The sequence below is a fragment of the Bacillus cereus group sp. N12 genome, from assembly GCF_016483575.1.
GTDB classification, from domain to species: Bacteria; Bacillota; Bacilli; order Bacillales; family Bacillaceae_G; genus Bacillus_A; species Bacillus_A toyonensis.
Map to the genome: position 1 here is coordinate 22319 of NZ_JAEHBO010000046.1, position 21525 is coordinate 43843.

Genomic DNA, 21525 nt, shown 5'->3' on the forward strand with positions numbered 1-21525 from the left:
ATGCAAATTATGTGGTTGTATTGATCCTACGGAATGTTATTGCTAAATCCATAATATTGTGAAGAATAATTTTAAAATTCTTGAGTTGTTTTAATAGTAATAATATTTTTAAAAATTAAGAAAGCCAATCCATTATCAACATCATTAAACGTTTTGAAAAGAGGTTACATATGGGAACTAGTAAATTTAACGGGATAAACAAAATTCCTTATCAACAAGCAAGAAGCGAAATAAAGACAGGAGACATTTTCTTTTGTAGCGGTCACTATTTAGTTAGTGAGCTAATTCAAAAAGCTTCAAACTCTATATTTAGTCATGTAGGCTTGTTAATCCATTGGAATGACCGCGTACTTGTATTGGAAAGTGTGGAAGACGACGGTGTAAGGGCTGTCCCCCTTTCTCATTACCTTAACAATTATGAAAACAATAAGAAAAAATATAACGGAGAAATATATATAGCTCGGCATGAAGTAATTGATAGTCCTGATTTTGATAAAGAAAAAATAAAAAAAATGTTCGGAAAAGCAGTAGATCTACTTAATCGAAATTATGATAAAGACGAAATAGCCAAGATAGTTGCACGAATAGGTTTGGGTCTCGGGAGACACACAGATGATGATGAATATATATGTTCAGAATTCGTGGATAAATGTTTTAAGGAATTAGAATTAGAGCTTTCACGTGATCAAATGGGCTTTATTTTCCCTGAACATATTGCTGCAGACCCTAATATCAAACCTTTGTTTGAAATTTTATTTTAGTTAATAGATACTAACAAGCCAGGTGCTTACAAAAAAGGTTGACTTTATGTAAGCCAACCTTTCTCTATTTTTGCTAATTTAACTTATCAGATTCAATAAAAGTCCGTTATTTCTTATTATCATTATTTAAATCCGTATCATTCAAGGATCTTTGCATTTACTAAATATTCAGGTCCTTCTATTTGTGGATCTTGTTGGCCTCCTGAATTACTTAATACTTCTCCTCTTGCTAATTCGTATAATTCTCGATAAGTCATCCCTTTTTTGATATTTTTAATTAAGGCTTTTGTAAAATACCCGTTTGTACCATCGTCAAAAGATACTTCATGCGCTTTACATCCTGAAAATAATAGATAACCTGCTCCTGTTAGAGGATGCTCTAGATCTCTATTTCTTTTCCTTTTAACATCTACCATAATATTTTTGATTTTTTTAACTGTTTCAGAAGGTTCCATATAACGTTTTTTATGGTTTTTATGTTCTGAAATTGCCCTTGAAGTATTAATTCTGCCAATAATTTCTTTTATTTCTTCAACGCTTGTAGCATGACTAATAGTATCTTTTAATTCCACAATGTCGTCAGTGTTGTTTATCATCATTCTTGTTGCAGTTTCAGAATGGCAACTATCAAAAATAATCACAAAATGTACGCCACTTGCTAAATTGGATAGCACATTTTGGATTTCATCATCCCTTAAAAGGTTAGAATTGTCGCTAATAGCATCTATAGGTACAATAGCTTCATCTAACATATCTTCCTCACCAATTGGTGGTAAATCAGCTGTTTGTGTCCCGTGTCCCGCATATGTAAAAACTCCAATATCTCCGGGCTCTAGTTGCCTTATGAGCAATTCTAATCCATTTAGTATATTTTCCTTAGTTGCTACCTCTTCAATTAGTAGTTGTATATCAGATGAATTAAAATCAAATTCTTCTACAAGTTTGTGTAAAATCGCAGAAGCATCATTGATACAGCCGCCTAATTCATATTCAGTACCTTGATAATTTATCCCTGTAATTAACGCTAACTTCTTCATTTTTATCCTCCAAATAGTATATAAAGTGGACAAAGATATTAAAAATATCTTGTCCACTTTATAATTTACATTAAAATATATCGATGTTAAAATCTACAATACCACGTGAAGAATGAGCAATCGCACGACTATTAGTATTAGTAACTTCTTCAACTACAAGTAGCTTTTTGCCACCTAAATCTTCAATTTTCCCAACAACTTTATACTTCAAATTATTTTTTGCTGTATCCATTTTTTCACCTCTTTCATTGGGCTCATCAGAACTTTTTTAACTACATTGATAATTAAATAATGTCAACAATAGTACCAAGTGCGCCTCCGATGTCTGAGCCAGTATCTCCACCAACCCACTCTCCAACAGTTTCGCCAATTTCCTTCCAGAAACGAGTATTGGCTTGTTGATTACCTTCTAATAAAAGGTATTTTTTACCATTTAATTGAATCGATCCAACAACCTTACCCTGCATATTAGTTTCCATATTTTTCACCTCCACACAATACATTATTTACCATTTATAGAATTTTATGCATTTATTTAAACGATTTTATATAATTTTGCACTTACAACTTAAGTGTGAATTATATTTTGACAGGAGGAAAATGTACATTGTGGAAGCTATATGAATGAGTAAATTCTATTCTTAAACTACTCAAATGGGAAACCGGTAAGAATACCTGTTATATAATCCGGTTGATTTCAGTGATAGAGCAGCTTTTCCGTTACAATGGCCAAGTTTTTTTGTTGTAACAACATATAAGTAAACCTGCCGAAAATGATGGACTTACTACTTTTGATAAAGAAACTGTTCGGGCAATGGCTCCAAACATATGGTATCCATTAAGTAGAAAAACATTCAGAAGTTGGGACTTTCTATTTTCCACAGGTACTATTACAAGCTCTAAATTTTCCTTAAGCGAAAGCGATCGAAAGCTTATATGTTGTAATATTTCTCTCTACTTTAAATTGACATAAATAATCATAATCAATAATTGATTAATTTGATTGTTGATAAAATGTATTTGTGTTACCTCTTTCTAATGATTTCTATAAAGTCTTTCAACGCCTGCAATATCATCTGGTGTCAAAGCTCTCTTAGTGAAGTTTGGAAGATTTGTAGCAAACATAACAGCTCCCTCAACATTGGAATGATCTAAACCTAATATGTGCCCTATTTCGTGCAGTGCAACAGTTTCTACATCATAAGCTTTTGAAACAGCTCCAATGCACCAAGTGTGTTCACTATCATCGAAATGGATCGGCAGCGGTAAAGAATTAGTTATTTTTGAGCATCCTGGTGGATAATCGGCATGAGCTAACGTAGGTCCTATCATGCTTTGATCGTTGTCATCAGCACTCCTCCAACCAATAAGTACATCTGGCTCCCCCGTAACCGAAACCTCCTTAAAAGTTAGTGGAGTAACCACTTCCCACGTCTTAAACGCGTTTCGTACAGCTTCAAACTCATTTTTTTCATTAATATCGTCAGTTCCAAGTTCAAATGCATAAGTTATCTCACTTTTTTCCCACGGACAAATTGCTTCAAAAGTTATTGACGATCTTACAGCATCTGGGACTCCACATCTAGAGAGGTTCATTTGATCACGAGTTTGTTTGGTAAACGTTCCCGTCTCTGGAAGTCCATAAAACCTTTGATATTTTGAAAGCGCCTTAGATGTTTGTTTGTCCAAAATATTTTTTTTATAATTATTTTCTTGAAGATATCCAAAACGACAAAGATACTCTTGAACATATTTAAAATCTTCTTTATTTTCTTCTTTGTTTACTGGTGCCATCTTTGCTATTTGAGAGAACGTCTTCTTTTCTTTTTTTTGCAATTTTATATCTCCTTTTTATTGATTATAATGATAATTGCTTCGAACTAAAAAAATGGAAAAAAGATGAAATTAAACTTCTGATAAAAACACAAATGCCTTTAATGGTTGCAGAAAAATATTAACTTTTCAGGGTAAGGGCTTTTTATCAACCGAACCCGGTAATGTCTCAAAAGTTTTTAACCTACTATACCGTATTAAACAAAATTCAATACTCCCCAATTTAGATATAATTCCTGTCTAACAATTAAATTTTTTAACCTTTATTAATCCATAATTAACATGGTTATAAGGTGATAACATTTCCTTTTTTGGGGAGATATCTTCAATTTTTTCACAATTGCAATAACCATTTAAATTTCCGTAATAAAACATATTTCAATTGTCGTTTATCCCTCTATATTTCCTCTTATACTCTTCAAAATCCCAGCTTTCAAGAAACTTTTGTGCAGCATGATAACCTGATTCATATAAAAACTCTTGATCGCTTTCGCTTAAGGAAAATTTAGTACTTGGAATAGTTCCAGTGGGAATAAAGATAGTCCGAACTTCTGAATGTTTATCTACATGACGGATATCATGCGCTTGGTACATTGTCCGAACAATCGCTTTACCAAACGTAATAGGTCCATCAATTTCAGCTGGTTTACTTCGAATTTTTTCTTGTGATAAACGAAAACCAAACGTTGGCCATCGCGGCAAACCATCTGATCTATCAAAGATATCAACTGGGTAATTACTAAGTAGACCACCATCTACTATATAACAAACATTCTTACTTGTTTCCCATTTGATTGGTTTAAAGAAAAACGGAATGGAACTACTCATTCTTACAGCTTTTGCAATAGACATTTTTTCTTTAGGAATCCCATAATAATCGAGACTATCTGGAAATATTATCATTCTTCCATTAGTAACATCAGAAGCAATAATTTTGAGGTTATCATCTGGTAAATCGGCAAACGTATGGATGTTTTTTTTAGCTAATAGATTTTCTATCCATTTTTCTAAATAATCATTATCATGTATGCCGAATTGGAACCCTAATTCCAATCCTTTTCCTACCAAAGGGATGTTGTCTAGCCACGTATCTCCTAAAATTTTTTGGTAATCTAAATCATTCATGATACCAATTAATTCTTTTCCTGAAAAACCACTCGCAAGAAGTGCGGCAACAATTGACCCAGCAGAATTACCTGCTAATTTATTCCATTCATAACCTTGTTCTTCCAAGACTTGAACTGCACCAACATGTCCAATTCCCCGAACTCCTCCACCTTCAAAAACGGCATCAGCTTTCATTTTAAGTAATCCCTCCATACGCTCTATACGAACTTTATTATTAATTATTATTTAACTTTCCCAATCTATCCCCAAAGGACTCATTATTAGAGAAAATGACTTACAAAGAAGAGCTTGAAAATGGATATGTGTGAATAAAAAACTTCTCTCCTTTAGTTATAAAAGACTTTTCGGTTTTCAATCGAAACACTTAGGCTCTTTGTATCTTTGTTTTTTACACATGTAGATTGAAATAGACATCCATGACAATCTACAGACTTTAAAAGGTCGTTTGACGGAGGCATAGAGTTACCCTGATTTTGCGCAGTTTTTACGTTGTCGTTCCCGCTACGTTTAAACCGTTACAACCGGTGAACTGATTGAAGCAGTTCACCATGTATTTTTAAAGTTTTCAAAATTTCCGTAAGTTGATTTCAGTCTACGTGGTGTACTTCCCCAATCCGCAAGCTGGAAGTGCGGATTGTCCTTGAAGGATCTCCAATTGCCTCCCCATTCAAGACCGATGCTGACACCTATCTGACCAACCTTTGTGAAGAAATCCCCAGATTCATTATAATTGCCCTGACCGTCATTTCTGTAAATGTCAATGGCAACACCCCACTGATGCATACTGGAATAGGTGCTTCCCCTTGCATTTGTCACAATATCTCCGGGTTTTGTGCGACCCTGTGCATACAAAGCATCCTGTTCTGCTACACTTCTAAAACATTCACCAATTGCAATTTTAAGACCTTGATTTGCACATTCCTGAATCAATTTATTCGCTAAGACCTGTAATCTTGGATGACATTGTGTAATATCTCTTCCCATGAAATTTATCCCCCTTTTGATTGTTTTAAGTCAGTTACAAGCTGCATTAAGCTTTTTGCCGCTTAAAATAAATGTCACCTAGTTTCACTTTTAATTTTAGTAGTTTTACCCTTTTTACGGTATATGGCAGTATGTCCATCATTACACCCACAATTTCTAAAAGAAAATTGATAAACGCCCACACTTCCTTTGCACCATCCACTAACGGCAGTGAAAGTGACAATTGAAAGAATTAATTTTATCCATAAAACAATCCATATTGCATTCTTTTCCAGCAGTTGATTTCCTTGTCATACTCGTTGGTGTCCTGAACATCTTTACAGTTCACCTCTTATAGTTTGATTAATTATAAATTTTTCATATTTTTTTGATTTAATCTTCTCCCCTTTAATATAAAGTATTTTTCAAATTCGTTTAGTCTAAACATCTACATTACAACCAATATTAGGAATTTAATCCCTTCATTTCTAGACGTGGAAAATCTTTAAATTAAGCCAATCGCCGCCCCATTTAAAGCCTAAAAATCTTATTACCTTTTAGAATAAATTTGACAACTGATTCGATAAGGAGCTTGAATCTAAAATATAAAGTTTTCTAATATATAGCAATATCTATTGAAATAAATGTGTGTTTGATTGTATTCACAATAAGGTGCATCTATTACACTTAGCTGCTGGCATCTCATTTCCCCAAAATTGTATAAAAATAACGTTTTTGTTGCATTACCTTTTATACTTTTAATCATTAACGACTTGTTATTTATAAAAAAAGACTTAAAGGGCATTCTAGTTTTAGGTGAAGTAAAAGTTAAGTATATGCAAAAATGAGTCAAGGACGTTATCTATCCTCCTGACAAACAAATTTAACTTCGGTCTATTCAAACGGTTATTGTTTTAGGAAAAGTTACCATTTATTTTTTCATTAGTATTAAATATTTAATTTATTTGTATTCAATAATAATTTTACAAGGAGGTTTAATTAATGCCACAAGTAGGTCTTTATGTTGCTGGAGCAGCTTCTGGAATTGGGGGTGTGGGGATATTACTTGCCTGGGATCGCTTTGATCGAGGACCTTCCGCAGCAGATGATTTGGATACAAATGGATGCGGACTTTATTCTTGGATAGCTCCAACCACTGGAGCTTTATTGGCTAAAATGAAAACAAATTCACCTATACAAATTCCAGAGGAAAACTGCCCTACTTATCCAGACGGATTTCCTGGTGGAGACTTCGTGAATCGATTAGAAGTGAAACCAGGTGGAACTGCACTTACCCCAATTGGAGATTTTTCATTAGATATATTTGATGGATCTACACGAAAGTACAGCGCAGCTCCAGAGGGCACTATTCTGAAGTTTGAAGTTTCTTCTAATAGTATTCTATCGACGGCTGTGTCCATTCAAGATAGGCCAACACTTCAGCCGTGGGAGGATTCACTTGAAGGGTTTGCAGCATTTTTTACTCTTCTTCACCACGATATCCCAAGCAAAGAGTTATGGAGGGAACTGATGACTCCAAATAGGCCACTAGAATGGTGGTAGTAAGTTCAGGAAATTAAGGACTACTTTTTTGTGGTAGGTTCCAAACAGAAATTTTTGTTAAAATGCGGCGGCTGATTGCAGAAAATGTTACTTTTTCAGCTACCGCTCTTGATATTATTCATATAAATTTTAAAAATAAAAGAGGTGTTTTTTTGCAATCCTTTGATCCTAGTATGCACTTGATTGGTTTAGACATTAGCGAATATCAAGGAACTGTAAACTTTAGTAAAATGAAAGCAAATGGGGCAAGTTGGGTTATATGCCGTACCTATGGTACTAATCATCGTAATAATGGTGACACACGGTTTGAACAGCATGTAAGAAATGCACGGGGCGCTGGATTAAAAATAGGCACATATTATTTCGCTACTCCTAAAGTTCCTTTAGATTTACAAGATGCTCGTAACCAAGCACAACAATTTATAGATAAAATTATTTCTGGTACTGGAAACACTAATGATTTTGGAGATTTAATTCCCATGTTAGACATTGAAGACGATACTAATCATGTACGAGAAGGACAATCTATCCTTATATTAACAGTAACTGAATTAATTCAATGGATCCTAGAATTTAGAAGATATTTTGAGGATGCAACTCAATCAAGAATAGGTATTTATTGCTCTTCTTTTTTTTGGAATGAACAAATGCGTGGTGAACTCCCTACCGCTAATCCTCTTAAAGATATGCCTTTATGGATTGCAGAATACACCAAATATTGGCCAGATGGCAAAAAAAGCCCTAATAATTTTGGAGGATGGACCTCTTGGCATATTTGGCAACATAGTGAAGATGGGAAAGGTCAGAATTGGGGGTGCGAAGCGGAAAAAGTAGACCTTAACTATTCACTTTCTTTAGAAGCTATTTGCGAAAAAAACATTTAGGTCCGAAGGTGGCCTAGAAATCCTATCCACCCTTATTATCATTTTTATCATTACTTCCATTTTACAAATGACAGAATCGACACCCAGAAAATGTTCTCTGCTAGATACTCATCTTTATCTTCCGGATCTGCTTACTCATCCTCTGAAAGTTCCGTGTGTTTTTCTTCAAAAGCATCAGATACATATTTTTCAAAAATAAACCAAGTACCACATGTTTATATTCAGACGAATCTATGCTACCGCGCAGCTTGTTGGTCAGGATTTTTTTGTAGTAGGCAACGACGGTCGTGTCTACACTAGTTGGTATCACGAAAGATAATCCTAATAATTTTTAGCATATATAAAAAGGAGATAAGAGCAAAATATAAGTGCCTTATCTCTTTTTTTATGTGCTACTTTTTTATTTTGAATATAAGAAATACATAATAAACGTGAAGTCAAACAATATAAAGCGAAGGACATATGTAATATTTAATTATTATGTTGTGTTCAATAAATTTATAATAGTAAAATTCATGAGTTTTACAAAATATACAAAATGTTAAACTTATAAAACCCAGTGATATCAGTATGTGTGCATGAAGTCACTGGGTTTTTATTTGGATATTTAATGGTGTGTTTTACAAATTATAAAAAGATATGAACTTAGTTTTACTTTTTAAATATTATCCGTCCTAAAAATCTTGAGATATCAAAAAAGCAAATCACAAATTTATACAGAATTGTTTTCCAACCCCTATAAAAATATATGCATCAAAAGGTACACCTTTTTAAGTACTAAATAATTAATGATACCTTTTGAAAGGATGTCTATTTATTTTGAATACAAGAAAATTCGGATATATAAGAGTTAGTAGCAAAGATCAAAATGAAGATCGGCAGCTCGAAGCAATGAAACAACTCATCAATGACGAACGAGATATTTTTATCGACAAACAAAGTGGAAGAGATTTTAATCGTGATCAATATCAACTCGTAAAACGTATGTTAAGAAAAGATGATATTTTATATATTCATTCCCTAGATCGTTTCGGCAGAAATAAAGAAGCTATCCTTGAGGAGTGGAAAGATATTATCCAAAATATTCAAGCTCATATTGTCGTATTAGATATGCCACTTTTAGATACAACTCAATATAAAGATAGTTTAGGAAATCTTATTACTGATTTGGTACTCCAAATCTTGTCCTGGCTTGCTGAAGAAGAACGAACAAAAATAAAGACTCGTCAACGTGAGGGTATCGAAGCTGCAAAGAAAAAAGGTAAGCATTTGGGTAGACCCAAAACTGAAATAACTCAGGAATTTATCGATGTATATAACGATTGGAAACAAGGAAAGATCACAGCGCTATGCGCCATGAAAAAGTGTAATATGACAAGTCCTACATTTTACAGAGTAGTCAAAAGGTATGAGGATAAGGGGGGAAAAATATAACATGACTTCAAAAGGGATCCAACATAGAATAGAAGGCTTCTCTTCTTATTTATCAAACAAAGGAAGAAAATCTTCTACAATCAAACGATACATCTATGATGTGGAAAGTTTCATTCAATGGCTGCACCAATCAAAAAGGTTTACTAACGATACTATTTGGGAATCACTACAGAAAAAAGATTTCGAATCATTTTTTAACCATTTAAAAGCCGATCGTCAATACTCTGATAAAACTGTACATCGTATATATATTGTTTTAAATAGGCTGTACGAATACTTAGATTTACCAAGCCAAATTGAAGGGACTACTCATATAGATCCACCTACTCGATCATTACGTAGGGAGGATTTCGTTTCTTTCGAGGAAGAAAAGTGCTTAAAGGAAGTCATTTCTTCACTAGAAGACCTTACAGAAAAACAACGATCCGCACGCCCAATGATCTTAGAGCGGAATGTTTCTATCGTTACATTACTGCTGGATTATGGATTATCGTTGAAAGAGCTTGTTTCTTTACAAATGGTACATGTTCACTTCGAAAATAATACTTTATCCATTCCTGAAGACTCAAAAGTAAATAGAATCATTGATTTGAAGGAAGAAGATAAATTATACCTATATAATTACTATAAAACTATCCCTGAACCTGTACGTCCTAAATATCACAGCAATGATCCGTTATTTGTTGCTTTTGATTTTACCCGGGGAACATATCACTGGAGCTATGAGGATGATGCACCAAAATTTTCAACCGAAATCTCAATACAAAAAATGATTCGTTTAGAAGTGAAACGTGCTAATCTTCGAAAGGGAATTTCTGCTCAACACTTTCGAAATACCTATATTTTAAGATTTATTCAAGGGAACAATGCCCCTGAACAAATCATGCAGCAAGTAGGATTTAAATCTAATTTATCCTTAAAAAGATTTTATGATTACTATAAACGATCCACAACAAATACAGACTCACAACTATCACTTAATATATAATTTTTACACACCTACAGAACTTTAATGAATTCAATGAAAACAGAGGATTAACAATGAGAAACGATGAGGAATTATATTATATACACCAATACACTTTACTTGATAGAACTACTAAATCTATTAGAATTGAACCCTGGCGCTCACTAAAAGAAGAAATGCAAGTCTTGGGCATCAAAGACAGTGATATCTTTCAAATTCAAATGATCAAAATAGACTCAAAAAAAGAGTAACATAGCGTCATGCCATGCTACTCTTTTTATTTTAAATAAGACAATAAAAGACTGGACAAAATTGCAAGTCCAGTCGCTATTATCATCAAGTTACCTTTTGCAAAGTAACATTCAGTTTTAAAATATCTATTGATTAAGTCTTTCAAGTGATGCAGCAACTTCAGGATTTATTTCTTCGTTGCTTTCCACATACTCTTTAAGTTTCTTAATTAAATCCTCACCTTTTGATTTATTATCATTTTTTTCAAGTATTATTTGAACACAATAATCAATCCATTTAGAATCATTATTAATTAAATTCATAATACGATTAATACTTTCCTCATTTGAAGAAATCCATTCGGCCTCAATTAAGTCTTCCAGCGATTCTTTGATCATCCCCATACTTTCCGTAACATTTGAACGATTTGACAAAAGGGTTCTACGCGACTCTGAATTCATCGTTCTTGAAAGTTCAATGGCTTTAGTATAATTATTAAACGCTTTTTGATAAAACATCTGTTTTGTTTTTGTGCATTCTTCAAAGTTACCAAGATGCTTATAAGTGATTGCACTGCGATTATAATCATAGACATTTATTTCTTTTTCATTTTCTTTAACAATGTATTTCTCATATACATCTCTAGCCTTTTCATAACATAATTTCTTCTGTACCTCTATCTCTTCATTTCTAGCGCAATAAAAATATAATTTGGACAAATATCTATAATTATCAACCAAAATAATATTTCTACCAATAGCTTCCAATCCTCTTTCATAATGCTCAATGGCTTTTTCATAACATTCTTTACCACGATAAATCTCAGCTACATTAAAAAACAAATGATACTCTATATCTTTATTATTTATTAATTTTTTTTCTATTCTATTAATTTTAGATTCTGAGTTTTTATTATCTTCTTTTATTAAATCAATTAATTGGCGAAATAACTCATATATTTTCTCTTCGCTATCCGTCTCAGGTATTAGATTTACCATACCATCTTCTGAAATGATAACAATAATGCAGTTTTTATTGTCTTCTTTAAGTTTTTCTAAATATCGATATGCAGAGTTATATCTAGCTCCCCTTCTAGCATCACCTATATTTTCTTTGGCAATTCCATCTAATATTACACCTATTGCATGACACTTACCATTCGTATCAAAATAAATGGCGCCGTCAATAGATGTAAGAAATTGAATATATTCAGGGGTAATTTTTGTAGCTTCTATCAAAATCGATTGTTTCTTTAGCGTTTTCAGTTCAGAAACAGCTGTATCATAGTCAGTGATTACAACCATAGTTCCATGCTTTTGCTCTCTAGCGTACATTACTACCTGTTCAAGATATTCAATTACATCTTTATTTACTTTTAGTTTTTCATTAAATTTTTTGGACTCGAGAATCCGTTTGAATTTTTCGCTAGTATAGCCCTCTCCTCCTATTATAGGGCTTTTAAAAGATACATTTATAAGGCTTTTATCCATAATTTCTAGATTTTTGCTTGTCTTATATATCCTTTTTCCATTTTCAATCTGCAATACCCCATCACTGGATTCATTCTCTTTTATTGTTATTAGGTGAATATTATATTTAGATAGTCCTTTAAATTCAATCTTAAACAAAATACAATCGTTCAATTGAGTCCAATTTATTTCGCCCAAACCATAAATCATTTCATGATCGGAAATTAAATATAGATCATTTTCATTATTAGTCATTTCAAGCAATTTTCTAATCAATTTCGCATCATTTAATGCAACTAAATCATCAGATTGAAACTTAATAGTATAGTTAACAAGATTCACATTATTTTTTAAAATTTCACTATTAAAAAATAAAATCGATCCAAATGGACTGTTTCCTTCATATGTATGATTTGAAATGTTATCTATATTTTCTAACATATTATTAATATAATACTGATTATTCAATTCATTATTAAATATACATGTTAATTCTTTAACCTTACTCTTTGTATATAATATTTCTTGTAACTTTCCAAAATAGAGTCTCGTTATTCTTCTATTAAACTGTATACAGTCTTCATTATACTTTTTATTTATTACTTGATTTTCACCTATTTTTAAAGTTTTAGTTTTAGTTTCATTCTCAACAAAATAATCAATAAAAAAGTAATCTAAAGCCATTCTTAAAAAGCTTAAATCTGGAGTATTGTAAAATAAATCAATTACTTCTAAATCCACATTTCTAATTTCAATTACATAATTTACAGTCCCAATTCCATTGTCTACCCTAATATTAAAACTGTTCATATACAAAATTCTTGAATTGTCCCCCTGAATTGATGTCGCTTTCATATTATCCTCTTCGACATCAACCGAATTCCCATCATCTTGAAGTTCATTTTCTGCAATCAAATATTTTTGCAGATTGCAGTAATTTTTAAATTCCGTCCTAATTTGCTTCTCCGTAAAAGTAACATCTAGCCCTAATTCATTATATACATGGGGTAATTCATTAAGATTTTCCTGACTAACCTCTATCTCAGAATTATTATTGGATGATAGAGTTTTTTTCACTCTTAATATTTCCTTGCAGCTGTCGTTTTTATCTAATACTATAGAATAAATCTTTAAGTCTAATTTTTTATCAAGCATTTTTAAAATTTCATTAAGCTGAATATAAGTTTGTTTATTTAATATATTTATATCTTTAAAAAATGAACCCATTTCTAATTCTCCCTTTGCTCAATAAAAGTTATTAAATGAAACCCCTTAATAACCTTAGAGTTCTTCTCTTTTATTCTTCATTAATTATCCAAATGTATATTATAACAAATATTCTTTTTTATATGTAAAAAATGGTTAATTCTTCATTCTGAAATTTTTTCTTAATTATTCCTTCAAGATCTTCTAATGTCCTTTCTTGATTTTATTTTAATAAAAATGGCTTTTTATATTCGTTTTTAATCCAAATACACATCCGGTATGGAATAAAATCTTGTATGTTATTCCAGGTTTTAGATAGTTTAAATGAATTTATGAGCTAATTTGGGTGGAACGATGATTTTTTAAAAATCATTGCATATATTGTATTAAACAATAGCTATGCAATTCTCTCTTAGCAGGAATAGTCGTCATTATAAAGAAACACATGATAATTGCAAATATAAATTTTTTATTGATTATGTAATAGTCTACTTTATTTTTGTTCTTTATGGGAAACAAAGGATATCCTTTTTACAAGTACTTTTAACTTTTAGTGTCGGCAATTTCAATCACCTAATTAAGAAAATTTCTGTATGTACTGCAAATGCGTATACATCTACAAGGGATAAAAATCTGGTAATAACAAGAGTGAGTTGTAAGGAAAACAAGGGGAGTGAAGGAACCATGATACATCGATATGAAATAGAATTTTCAATAATGTATGGTGGCAAAGTAACAAACTTACAATCTACAATCATTCCAGCAAGTTCTTTAGAAGAAGCAAATGAAAAATTACACTCAGAAGTAAAACGACGATTAGGTACATGTCGCGTGAAAATTGATACTGCAAGTTTATGTAGTTCAGAGGATAGTCGATATATAATTGAACCAAAATGAAGAGAAAAGTCTTGTGATAAACAAGACTTTTTATTTTTCATTTGAAAATTTGAAACAGAGTTTACCATTCATTTTGTATTTGTTAATAATAGATTTCTTTCACTAACAGAACCTTTGAGATTTCCATTCATTAAATACGAACAATAAATGAAGTTTATAATAAATACACACTGCTAAATCCCTATAAAATTATTCAAACCCTTATGTATGTTGAAATAAGAGATTGTTTGCATGTGTATCACTCCTTTTTGTACAATGAAAGAAACACATATTATGAGGTGGGGAGAGGAAAACCCATGACCAACCAACAATTAGTGAATTTACGCATTGATTTTGCTTTTAAACAATTATTTGGTACAAGTGGAAATGAGGATATTCTAATTGCGTTTTTAAATGCAATGTTACAAGGTTCTTTAGAATCCCCTATTGTTTCTTTGCAATTAGAAGACCCACATTTGCATCGAGAACATGAAGAGGATAAATTATCGATTTTAGATATTTCTGCAACATTAGATACGGGAACAAAAGTAAATGTGGAAATACAGCTAAATAATAATCATGATATGATTAAGAGAAGTTTATATTATTGGGGAAGGCTTTACACATCTCAACTTCAAAAAGGAATGCCATATAGTTCTCTCCATAAAACAATTACGATTAATTTGTTAAATTTCGTTATGTTTTCTGAATACGAGGCATTTCATACAACAGGAACTCTATGGAATCAACAACAACAGAAGGTATTAAGTGATGACATAGAAATTCATATTGTAGAGATTCCAAAACTCATGCAACAGTGGCGTAATGAACAAGTAAATCCCTGGGAAGATTCCTTTGTTCGTTGGTTATTATTACTACCAGCGAATGAAGATGAACACTTAACCCAAACATTGGAGGATATTGCGATGAACCAAGACCCTATTTTACAAAAAGCAATGGATAAATGGGAACGTATGAGTCAAGATTCTTCTTTCCGACAAGCATATGAAGCAAGGGAGAAAACGTTGATGGATGAAGCTGCTAAGTTTGCTCATGCTCGTAATGAAGGGAAAAAAGAAGGTATTCAAGAAGGAGTTCAGCAAGGGAAAATACAAATGATTAAAGGTATGCATGAATTGGGTGTACCAATTGACACGATTGCAAAAGTAAGTAAATTAAGTATAGAAGAAGTTGAACATATTTTAAGAGAAAATTCATAATAAACAACTAAGAAAACAGATTGAATTTTTCAATCTGTTTTCTTAGTTGTTGTAATTTATTATTTTATTCTTTGGTTATTATTACTTTGAGCGAATGAAGATGAACACTTAACCCAACCATTGGAGGATATTACGATGAACCAAGACCCTATTTTACAAAAAGCAATGAATAAATGGGAACGTATGAGTCAAGATTCTTCTTTCCGACAAGCGAATGAAGCAAGGGAAAAAGCTCTCATGGATGAGGCAGCTAAGTTCGCTCATGCAGAGCAACAAGGGATTAAAAAAGGAATGGAAAAAGGGATGGAAAAGGGCATAGAAGAAGGGAAAATGCAACTTATTCGTGGTATGCACAAAAATGGAATGCCAATAGAAGATATTGCAAGGTTTACAAATTTAAGTATTGAAGAAATACAAGAAATTTTACAATCTTGAACTACTCACCACTTAACGTCCTTACGGACTTTTTGAAGTGGGAGATTCCTGCGAACACCGATGTATCCGCCGGTTATCTTAACAGGCTCTATCCGTAGTCCCTACGGTGAGAACATAAGTATCTTATACGTTGACGCACCACACTCCCTACTTTAGCTTGGTTTTCGCAACTTCGGCAAGCATGGGGCGATAGAACGTTGAAGATTTTACGGTTGCAACGTTTTTCTGCAACCAACCTCATATCTTCAGTTTTCGAAGAGCAATCTGTACAAGTAAATGATAGCAAACATGTTGGCTTATGCCAACCGACATTCATCTCCCACCTAAAATTGGTGTTTCACACCTTCATATTTTTGAGGAAGGAGTCTTCTGTCGGAAAACGATAAAAAAGCTAGCAAATAACACCAACGGAGATATCTGTTGGTGTTATTTGTTAATGACCAATGACAAGGGAAATAGAATGTATAGTACAGCTTTAAAGCATTTTAAAAGGTACATAGAGGAGTATAATGACAAGGATTTTCAAGAGGAGCTATTAAAAGAGGAACTGGAGTTTGAAAAGTACCTTACAGATAATCCTGCTTATGATCAAAACGGTATATTTATGGACATGTATAATTTATTCTTAAAATATGAATTAAAGTATCCTTTCGCATTTTAGAATTATTTTAACAACTTAATACAAGAACATCACGAATATTTCAGCAACTACTTTGATTATACTATCCCTCAAACTCTTGAACCATATGCTAATGAAGCATATAAATTATACATATTGGATTATATTTACAATCTTATAGAGAGCGAACGGAAATTAAAGGGGTATTATCGACAAATAGAAGATGTTTTCCCTGCAGTTTTTTTATACACCGCTTACCTTCAATCATTTCTAAATAATATACTAAGTTTTACCACAACAATTTGGTGGTTTAATCTTATAATGCCTGATTTCAAATATGCACCTATATTAACTTTTGAACGTGGACGTAACCAACAAGGATTATTTATATATCAAACATACTTAAATTACATTGAAGAAACATATGATACCCCAATTGCAACACTTCAAAGAGTTTGGCCTAATAAAATAATTGTTATTAATAATAAAGAAAAAATACTTAACGAACTTGATTTTATGGGAATTAATGAGAAGTTTAGCTATGGCGGCTATGATCATATCGCATCTTACGTAAGAAAAAAATTCCGTTAAAATATAGATTTTGTTCACTTTTACGATACATTTATGAAACATTCGTATGTTACGTTATATAAGTCCTTTTTTTGAATCATTTTCATTCTGTCAAAAAGTCCTAGCCCCTCTAGGACTTTTTACGTTTAAATAAAGAGGTATACCAAATTTTTCAATGTACAAAACAACTTAACATAGTAAAATAATAATTGTATTGGCGTCCAATACATATTATTAAAATTAAAGTGGTTCAAGTCGGAGGAAGGCACCTTTGGGTGCCTTTTCTTTTGTACATTAAAAAACTCACCATCCAACAGAAATGGCGAGATCCTTTTATATTATTTACTATCTTGTTTTCTCTAATACTTTGCTTCTTAGTTAAAAATTTATTTGCGTCATCAACAAATAACCAAAAATTATTGCAGAAATTACTAGTCCCGTAACAGCACCAAATAATCCTTGTCCTTCATTACTAGCCCAAAATTCTTTTAGATCTGCTTTTGCTTGTTTCCTATTTTCGCCTGTTGAAAATAGATAACGAATGGAATATGTAACAAGTAAAAAGAATGACAAGATTACCTCGATTATCTCTATCATTACTTATGTCTCCTCTCAAATATATATGTACCTTTAATTATTCAGTAATTTTCTTGCACCTTGTATCAGCCTGAGTAACTGGAATGCTTAGTTCAATAAAAGCCAAATGACAAAAATTACTCCCATAACTGCTCCAGTTCCAAAAAAACCTACCAACATTTTTCCCTCAGGACCATTAATAAGCTCTTTTAAAACTTCTTTTGCTATTCGCTGACCTTTACCACTTAAAGATATCGAAAGAATAAAGAATATTACCACTAATACAAATGAAGAAATTATTAGTTCCATGACTTGTGTACCTCCCTAATATATGTTCGCTATTAATTAACCAATAATTGCCTTATACATTATATCAACTAGGGTACATGGAAGTATAACAAATTATTTTTATAATTTAATTTATTAATCAGTACGGCATTTATGCAGGATAGTTCTAGTCAGAGAAAGGCACCTTTGGGTGTCTTTTTTATTACCTTTCGACAAAATACGACATTATACAGATAACTAGTTTGCTACCATTAGATCAGAAATCTTACATTTTTTCTGAAATAACTAGTATATACTGGAGGTACTCAACATGAAACGAAAATTACTTACAGCATTAGCATGTAGCGCATTATTTATTGGAATGGCTGCTTGTAGCTCAAATGAGAAGACTACAACTGAATTAAAACCTAAACAAGAAGAAAAGGTTCAGGAAAAACCGAAAGTTCAAACCATTCAAAAGCAACCAAAAGATAGTTATGTAGTAAGTGAAGGTGATTTATCTAAAGCAGCACAGTCGATTGGAGAAATCCGAGATGAGCAAACTATAAATGACATGATGATACATATGTGTCTCCAAAAAATCACATTTCATGGGAATAATCTTCATGGTCCCGGTACCCGTTTTATAGGTCAATTCCAAGTGACCAAAGAAAACATTCAATACCTAAAAAACAACTTAAATGTTATCAATACTGATGATGAAAGACACAGATATGAATCTCTTCTGAACAAATGGTACGCTGGAGATTTTGAATCTCCAGTTGAAGACTATAGTGAAATTCATTATTTACGTTCTGGAAAAAAGCAAAGTATGGAAGGATCTACACTAGCTAAAAAAACTAATAGTGATGAAAAAGAATTTATTCTCCATTACTTTGGTCAAGACGGATTAGATATTCATAATAAAGAGTGGAAACATGGAGAGTTATAGAGATAAAACCGAATTCCACTAAGAAGTAGAATATTTTTACTCTTTAATACGGTATTTCCTTTTGGAGTATTATGATAACTTAACTTGATCGGATTGGCATCCAATACATATTATTAATATTAAGATGGTTCAAGTCGGAGGAAGGCACCTTTGGGTGTCTTTTTTTATTTCCTTTCGACAAAATATGACAATATACAAATGAATCGTTTGCTACTATGAGATGAGAAATCTTACATATTGCAAATGGCATCCATTAAAACAATAAGAATTGAGGACAACTATGAAAAGAATCATTTTAACTATTATCACTGCAATGTTTATTTTATCAGGCTGTGGTGGACCAGAACATACTACTGAGAATTTGAATAGTATCGTCGCCGAAATATCAAACGATAAAGAAATTAAAAATCATCTAAAATCCGTAACGTATAAAGAACTAGAAAATACAGATCCAAATGCTGAAAATCCATATTATTCTTATGACATCGTAGCTTCCCTTAACAATTCATTTGATCACTTACAACCTAAAGAACAATATGAATACTTGGTATCCATAGGTAAAATCATTGAAAAACAAGGCGGAAAACCGCAAGGTAAAAATGGTGCGGGAAATTTATACTGTGGACAAGGCGTTGCATGCGAAGTGTTTAATATTGTATTGAAAACAGAGAAACACGAATATTACACATCTTATAACTATAATACTTTAGTTGGAGATAAGCTGCACTTAGATGATAAAGATAAAAATTATACTGAAAGTAATATTATCTACGATGCAAGTGCAAAAGATGGAAAATATATCAAACCTGAAAACAGTAGTCCATCACCTTCAACTAGCACTTCCTCATCAGCTAATGAAGAAGTAGAAAAGATTAAAAGTGCAACTGGTAGGGATTGGGTTAAGTTATCATTTGATGATAAGTTCATATATGTTCAAACTGTGATTGAATCTATGAAATCTTCCGGTAGATCAGTAACGGCCGATGCATATTGGTTTATTGATGCATTAAACGCCTACTATGGAGGCGGAGAAGAAGCCACCGTATCAGATAAAATAATTGATATTATGGCAATGTCCGGGGTTTCTGGTGGCGTAATCAAGTAATTTAAAAATATAGACCTGAATCATATTTCTCAATATATAAAAAATTTAACATGGTAAAATAATATTTGGATTGGCATCCGATACCATATTACGATGGTTCAAGTCGCAGGAAGACACCTTAGGGTGTCTTTTCTTTTTTCTTAAAAGGGGCTTTCCAGCACTTCGGAAAAAAAGCACGCTAAGAGTATGCAAGATTTTATACAGTTTTTCAGCTAATCCAGTAACAAACGAAAACCCTAAATCCGCGCTAGGATAGGAATGTATAAAAAAATGCATAGCTTTATAGAAAATGAAAAAGGGGATTCCTTCTGAGAGTAAGGATTCCCCTTTTCATTGCTACCGATAATGTTACGTTATATTAACTGAATGCGAATACCATATACATCCAAAAATCATAACAAATCGATTCTCCAAAATGGTACAATTAGGAAAAGGGGGAAAGGATATGTACGATTACAAATTCGTGAAAGTCGAAGTTAATAACTGGAAAGGGGAACCTAAAGAAGATTATAAGCGTATTATTGCCGAACATGCTGAAGACGGTTGGAAATTTGTTCAAATCTTTGCACCATCAATCGCAGGATACGCGCAATATTTTGAGATTATCTTCGAACGAATCAAATAACCCCTTTCGAGAACGAGAGGGATTTACTTTGAATAACATACAAAAAGAACTGAAATATTTTGGAATCTAATTGTTTTCAATTTAACTTATAAGACAAATAAGCTGTCCATATGGACAGCTATTGTATTTTCTGCTTAGCGTGTTTTTCCACCTCTTCTTATTAATCTAGGCCGAATAATATTTATAACAATAATAGGTAGTAGGTACTCTTAGGTTAATGACGATATGATGATACCACATGCCCATCAACTTAACATTCTGAAGTATCCCCCAAATGAAAAAATTGCAATGTTAAAGGTAAATATAGAATTAAAATATAGGTTATCAAGAATTAATAATTAGTAAAGTAGAAGATTTTAATAAAAATTGGTAAAATAATAACCAAGTATTGAAATTAGAAATAGGACTGTGTTAAAAAAGGAGATTCTATACTATGGAGCAAATTATTTCAAACAATAAGAACGGATCTACAGAGATATATTATAAATTATTCTCTATGTTATCTTTGTTAACTTTTTATAAAATCACATCCATTGAAAAGAAAAAGAAAAGCCTTAAGCTTTCCCTTGAAAACGAATTAAAAAATTTAACAAAAGATAATCCTCATAAATTATAATACGGTTCCCAAAGATTAAACTCTATAAGAGAATTTATAGGGTTTTATTAAACCAATATAATCTCATATTAATTTGACCTTAAAAACGCTATTCTTTTTGTAGAAATATACTGGTCTGGCCCCATTTGGTGAGACAAAGAAAAAACACCTAGATAACATGTTTCCTATAAGCTATAGGTGACATATTA

The 21525-nt window shown here is 32.1% G+C and carries 23 protein-coding genes and 2 pseudogenes; 15 read left to right on the forward strand and 10 right to left on the reverse strand.

Annotated elements, in window-relative coordinates:
* The first annotated feature begins 170 nt into the window (after nucleotides 1-170).
* Nucleotides 171-761, forward strand: coding sequence for a YiiX/YebB-like N1pC/P60 family cysteine hydrolase (locus JDS92_RS19305; protein ID WP_199632354.1), 591 nt, complete (start codon nucleotides 171-173; stop codon nucleotides 759-761).
* A 137-nt stretch (nucleotides 762-898) separates the two neighbouring features.
* Here JDS92_RS19305 and JDS92_RS19310 read toward each other — a convergent pair whose 3' ends face one another.
* The 6 genes from JDS92_RS19310 to JDS92_RS19335 all read right to left on the reverse strand — a co-directional run bounded on the left by JDS92_RS19310 (nucleotide 899) and on the right by JDS92_RS19335 (nucleotide 5743).
* Nucleotides 899-1798: a caspase family protein gene (locus tag JDS92_RS19310; RefSeq protein WP_199632355.1), complete on the reverse strand. Its 900-nt coding sequence runs from the start codon at nucleotides 1796-1798 to the stop codon at nucleotides 899-901.
* 70 nt (nucleotides 1799-1868) lie between these two features.
* Nucleotides 1869-2030: a hypothetical protein gene (locus JDS92_RS19315; RefSeq protein ID WP_199632356.1), complete on the reverse strand. Its 162-nt coding sequence runs from the start codon at nucleotides 2028-2030 to the stop codon at nucleotides 1869-1871.
* 52 nt (nucleotides 2031-2082) lie between these two features.
* A complete protein-coding gene (locus JDS92_RS19320) occupies nucleotides 2083-2277 on the reverse strand; it encodes a hypothetical protein (RefSeq protein ID WP_199632357.1) in 195 nt (64 codons plus the stop codon).
* A gap of 556 nt (nucleotides 2278-2833) precedes the next feature.
* Nucleotides 2834-3634: a matrixin family metalloprotease gene (locus JDS92_RS19325; RefSeq protein WP_199632358.1), complete on the reverse strand. Its 801-nt coding sequence runs from the start codon at nucleotides 3632-3634 to the stop codon at nucleotides 2834-2836.
* Between the two features lie 375 nt (nucleotides 3635-4009).
* Nucleotides 4010-4933, reverse strand: a complete 924-nt coding sequence (locus tag JDS92_RS19330; protein WP_199632359.1) for a patatin-like phospholipase family protein — start codon at nucleotides 4931-4933, stop codon at nucleotides 4010-4012.
* A gap of 369 nt (nucleotides 4934-5302) precedes the next feature.
* Nucleotides 5303-5743 (reverse strand): M15 family metallopeptidase, encoded by a 441-nt coding sequence (locus JDS92_RS19335; RefSeq protein WP_199632360.1) that lies wholly within the window; start codon nucleotides 5741-5743, stop codon nucleotides 5303-5305.
* A 981-nt stretch (nucleotides 5744-6724) separates the two neighbouring features.
* Here JDS92_RS19335 and JDS92_RS19340 point away from each other — a divergent pair.
* Both JDS92_RS19340 and JDS92_RS19345 read left to right on the forward strand, forming a co-directional pair.
* On the forward strand, nucleotides 6725-7285 hold the full coding sequence (locus JDS92_RS19340; RefSeq protein ID WP_199632361.1) for a hypothetical protein: 561 nt from the start codon (nucleotides 6725-6727) through the stop codon (nucleotides 7283-7285).
* A 62-nt stretch (nucleotides 7286-7347) separates the two neighbouring features.
* Entirely contained in the window at nucleotides 7348-8169 is an 822-nt protein-coding gene (locus JDS92_RS19345) for a glycoside hydrolase family 25 protein (protein WP_199632362.1), read from the forward strand.
* A 134-nt stretch (nucleotides 8170-8303) separates the two neighbouring features.
* Here the strand turns inward: JDS92_RS19345 and JDS92_RS30990 are convergent.
* Nucleotides 8304-8431, reverse strand: a pseudogene (locus tag JDS92_RS30990) (type I restriction-modification system subunit M N-terminal domain-containing protein); the annotation flags it as partial.
* A 557-nt stretch (nucleotides 8432-8988) separates the two neighbouring features.
* On the opposite strand from JDS92_RS30990, the gene JDS92_RS19350 reads away from it, so the two are divergent.
* From JDS92_RS19350 to JDS92_RS19360, 3 genes are read left to right on the forward strand one after another with little or no spacing between them, the layout of a single operon-like run.
* Nucleotides 8989-9603: a recombinase family protein gene (locus JDS92_RS19350; RefSeq protein ID WP_199632363.1), complete on the forward strand. Its 615-nt coding sequence runs from the start codon at nucleotides 8989-8991 to the stop codon at nucleotides 9601-9603.
* 1 nt (nucleotide 9604) lies between these two features.
* Nucleotides 9605-10591, forward strand: a complete 987-nt coding sequence (locus tag JDS92_RS19355; protein ID WP_199632364.1) for a tyrosine-type recombinase/integrase — start codon at nucleotides 9605-9607, stop codon at nucleotides 10589-10591.
* Nucleotides 10592-10644: 53 nt separating this feature from the next.
* Nucleotides 10645-10821: a hypothetical protein gene (locus JDS92_RS19360; RefSeq protein ID WP_199632365.1), complete on the forward strand. Its 177-nt coding sequence runs from the start codon at nucleotides 10645-10647 to the stop codon at nucleotides 10819-10821.
* A gap of 126 nt (nucleotides 10822-10947) precedes the next feature.
* On the opposite strand, the gene JDS92_RS19365 is transcribed toward JDS92_RS19360, so the two are convergent.
* Nucleotides 10948-13497 carry a tetratricopeptide repeat protein gene (locus tag JDS92_RS19365; protein WP_199632366.1) on the reverse strand — a complete coding sequence of 850 codons (2550 nt, stop codon included), beginning with the start codon at nucleotides 13495-13497 and terminating at the stop codon, nucleotides 10948-10950.
* 663 nt (nucleotides 13498-14160) lie between these two features.
* On the opposite strand from JDS92_RS19365, the gene JDS92_RS19370 reads away from it, so the two are divergent.
* The 5 genes and pseudogenes from JDS92_RS19370 (at nucleotide 14161) to JDS92_RS19390 (ending at nucleotide 17217) form a co-directional block, all read left to right on the forward strand.
* Nucleotides 14161-14373 carry a hypothetical protein gene (locus JDS92_RS19370; protein ID WP_199632367.1) on the forward strand — a complete coding sequence of 71 codons (213 nt, stop codon included), beginning with the start codon at nucleotides 14161-14163 and terminating at the stop codon, nucleotides 14371-14373.
* Nucleotides 14374-14669: 296 nt separating this feature from the next.
* A complete protein-coding gene (locus JDS92_RS19375; RefSeq protein WP_199632368.1) occupies nucleotides 14670-15572 on the forward strand; it encodes an Rpn family recombination-promoting nuclease/putative transposase in 903 nt (300 codons plus the stop codon).
* A gap of 63 nt (nucleotides 15573-15635) precedes the next feature.
* Nucleotides 15636-16007, forward strand: a pseudogene (locus tag JDS92_RS19380) (Rpn family recombination-promoting nuclease/putative transposase); the annotation flags it as partial.
* A gap of 460 nt (nucleotides 16008-16467) precedes the next feature.
* Nucleotides 16468-16668: a hypothetical protein gene (locus JDS92_RS19385; protein ID WP_199632369.1), complete on the forward strand. Its 201-nt coding sequence runs from the start codon at nucleotides 16468-16470 to the stop codon at nucleotides 16666-16668.
* A gap of 279 nt (nucleotides 16669-16947) precedes the next feature.
* Nucleotides 16948-17217, forward strand: coding sequence for a hypothetical protein (locus tag JDS92_RS19390; protein ID WP_199632370.1), 270 nt, complete (start codon nucleotides 16948-16950; stop codon nucleotides 17215-17217).
* Between the two features lie 357 nt (nucleotides 17218-17574).
* On the opposite strand, the gene JDS92_RS19395 is transcribed toward JDS92_RS19390, so the two are convergent.
* Nucleotides 17575-17784, reverse strand: coding sequence for a hypothetical protein (locus JDS92_RS19395; protein WP_199632374.1), 210 nt, complete (start codon nucleotides 17782-17784; stop codon nucleotides 17575-17577).
* 96 nt (nucleotides 17785-17880) lie between these two features.
* Nucleotides 17881-18081 carry a hypothetical protein gene (locus tag JDS92_RS19400; RefSeq protein ID WP_147787541.1) on the reverse strand — a complete coding sequence of 67 codons (201 nt, stop codon included), beginning with the start codon at nucleotides 18079-18081 and terminating at the stop codon, nucleotides 17881-17883.
* Nucleotides 18082-18370: 289 nt separating this feature from the next.
* Here JDS92_RS19400 and JDS92_RS19405 point away from each other — a divergent pair, with 289 nt between their 5' ends.
* From JDS92_RS19405 to JDS92_RS19420, 4 genes are all read left to right on the forward strand, one after another.
* Nucleotides 18371-18991 (forward strand): DUF6241 domain-containing protein, encoded by a 621-nt coding sequence (locus JDS92_RS19405; RefSeq protein WP_199632371.1) that lies wholly within the window; start codon nucleotides 18371-18373, stop codon nucleotides 18989-18991.
* 280 nt (nucleotides 18992-19271) lie between these two features.
* The gene (locus JDS92_RS19410; RefSeq protein WP_199632372.1) at nucleotides 19272-20096 is read left to right on the forward strand and encodes a membrane lipoprotein lipid attachment site-containing protein; all 825 of its coding nucleotides are present in this window, start codon (nucleotides 19272-19274) and stop codon (nucleotides 20094-20096) included.
* Nucleotides 20097-20541: 445 nt separating this feature from the next.
* Complete coding sequence (locus JDS92_RS19415; RefSeq protein WP_000272495.1) at nucleotides 20542-20721, forward strand: DUF4177 domain-containing protein; 180 nt, start codon at nucleotides 20542-20544, stop codon at nucleotides 20719-20721.
* Between the two features lie 433 nt (nucleotides 20722-21154).
* Complete coding sequence (locus JDS92_RS19420; protein WP_199632373.1) at nucleotides 21155-21337, forward strand: hypothetical protein; 183 nt, start codon at nucleotides 21155-21157, stop codon at nucleotides 21335-21337.
* Nucleotides 21338-21525 lie beyond the last annotated feature (188 nt).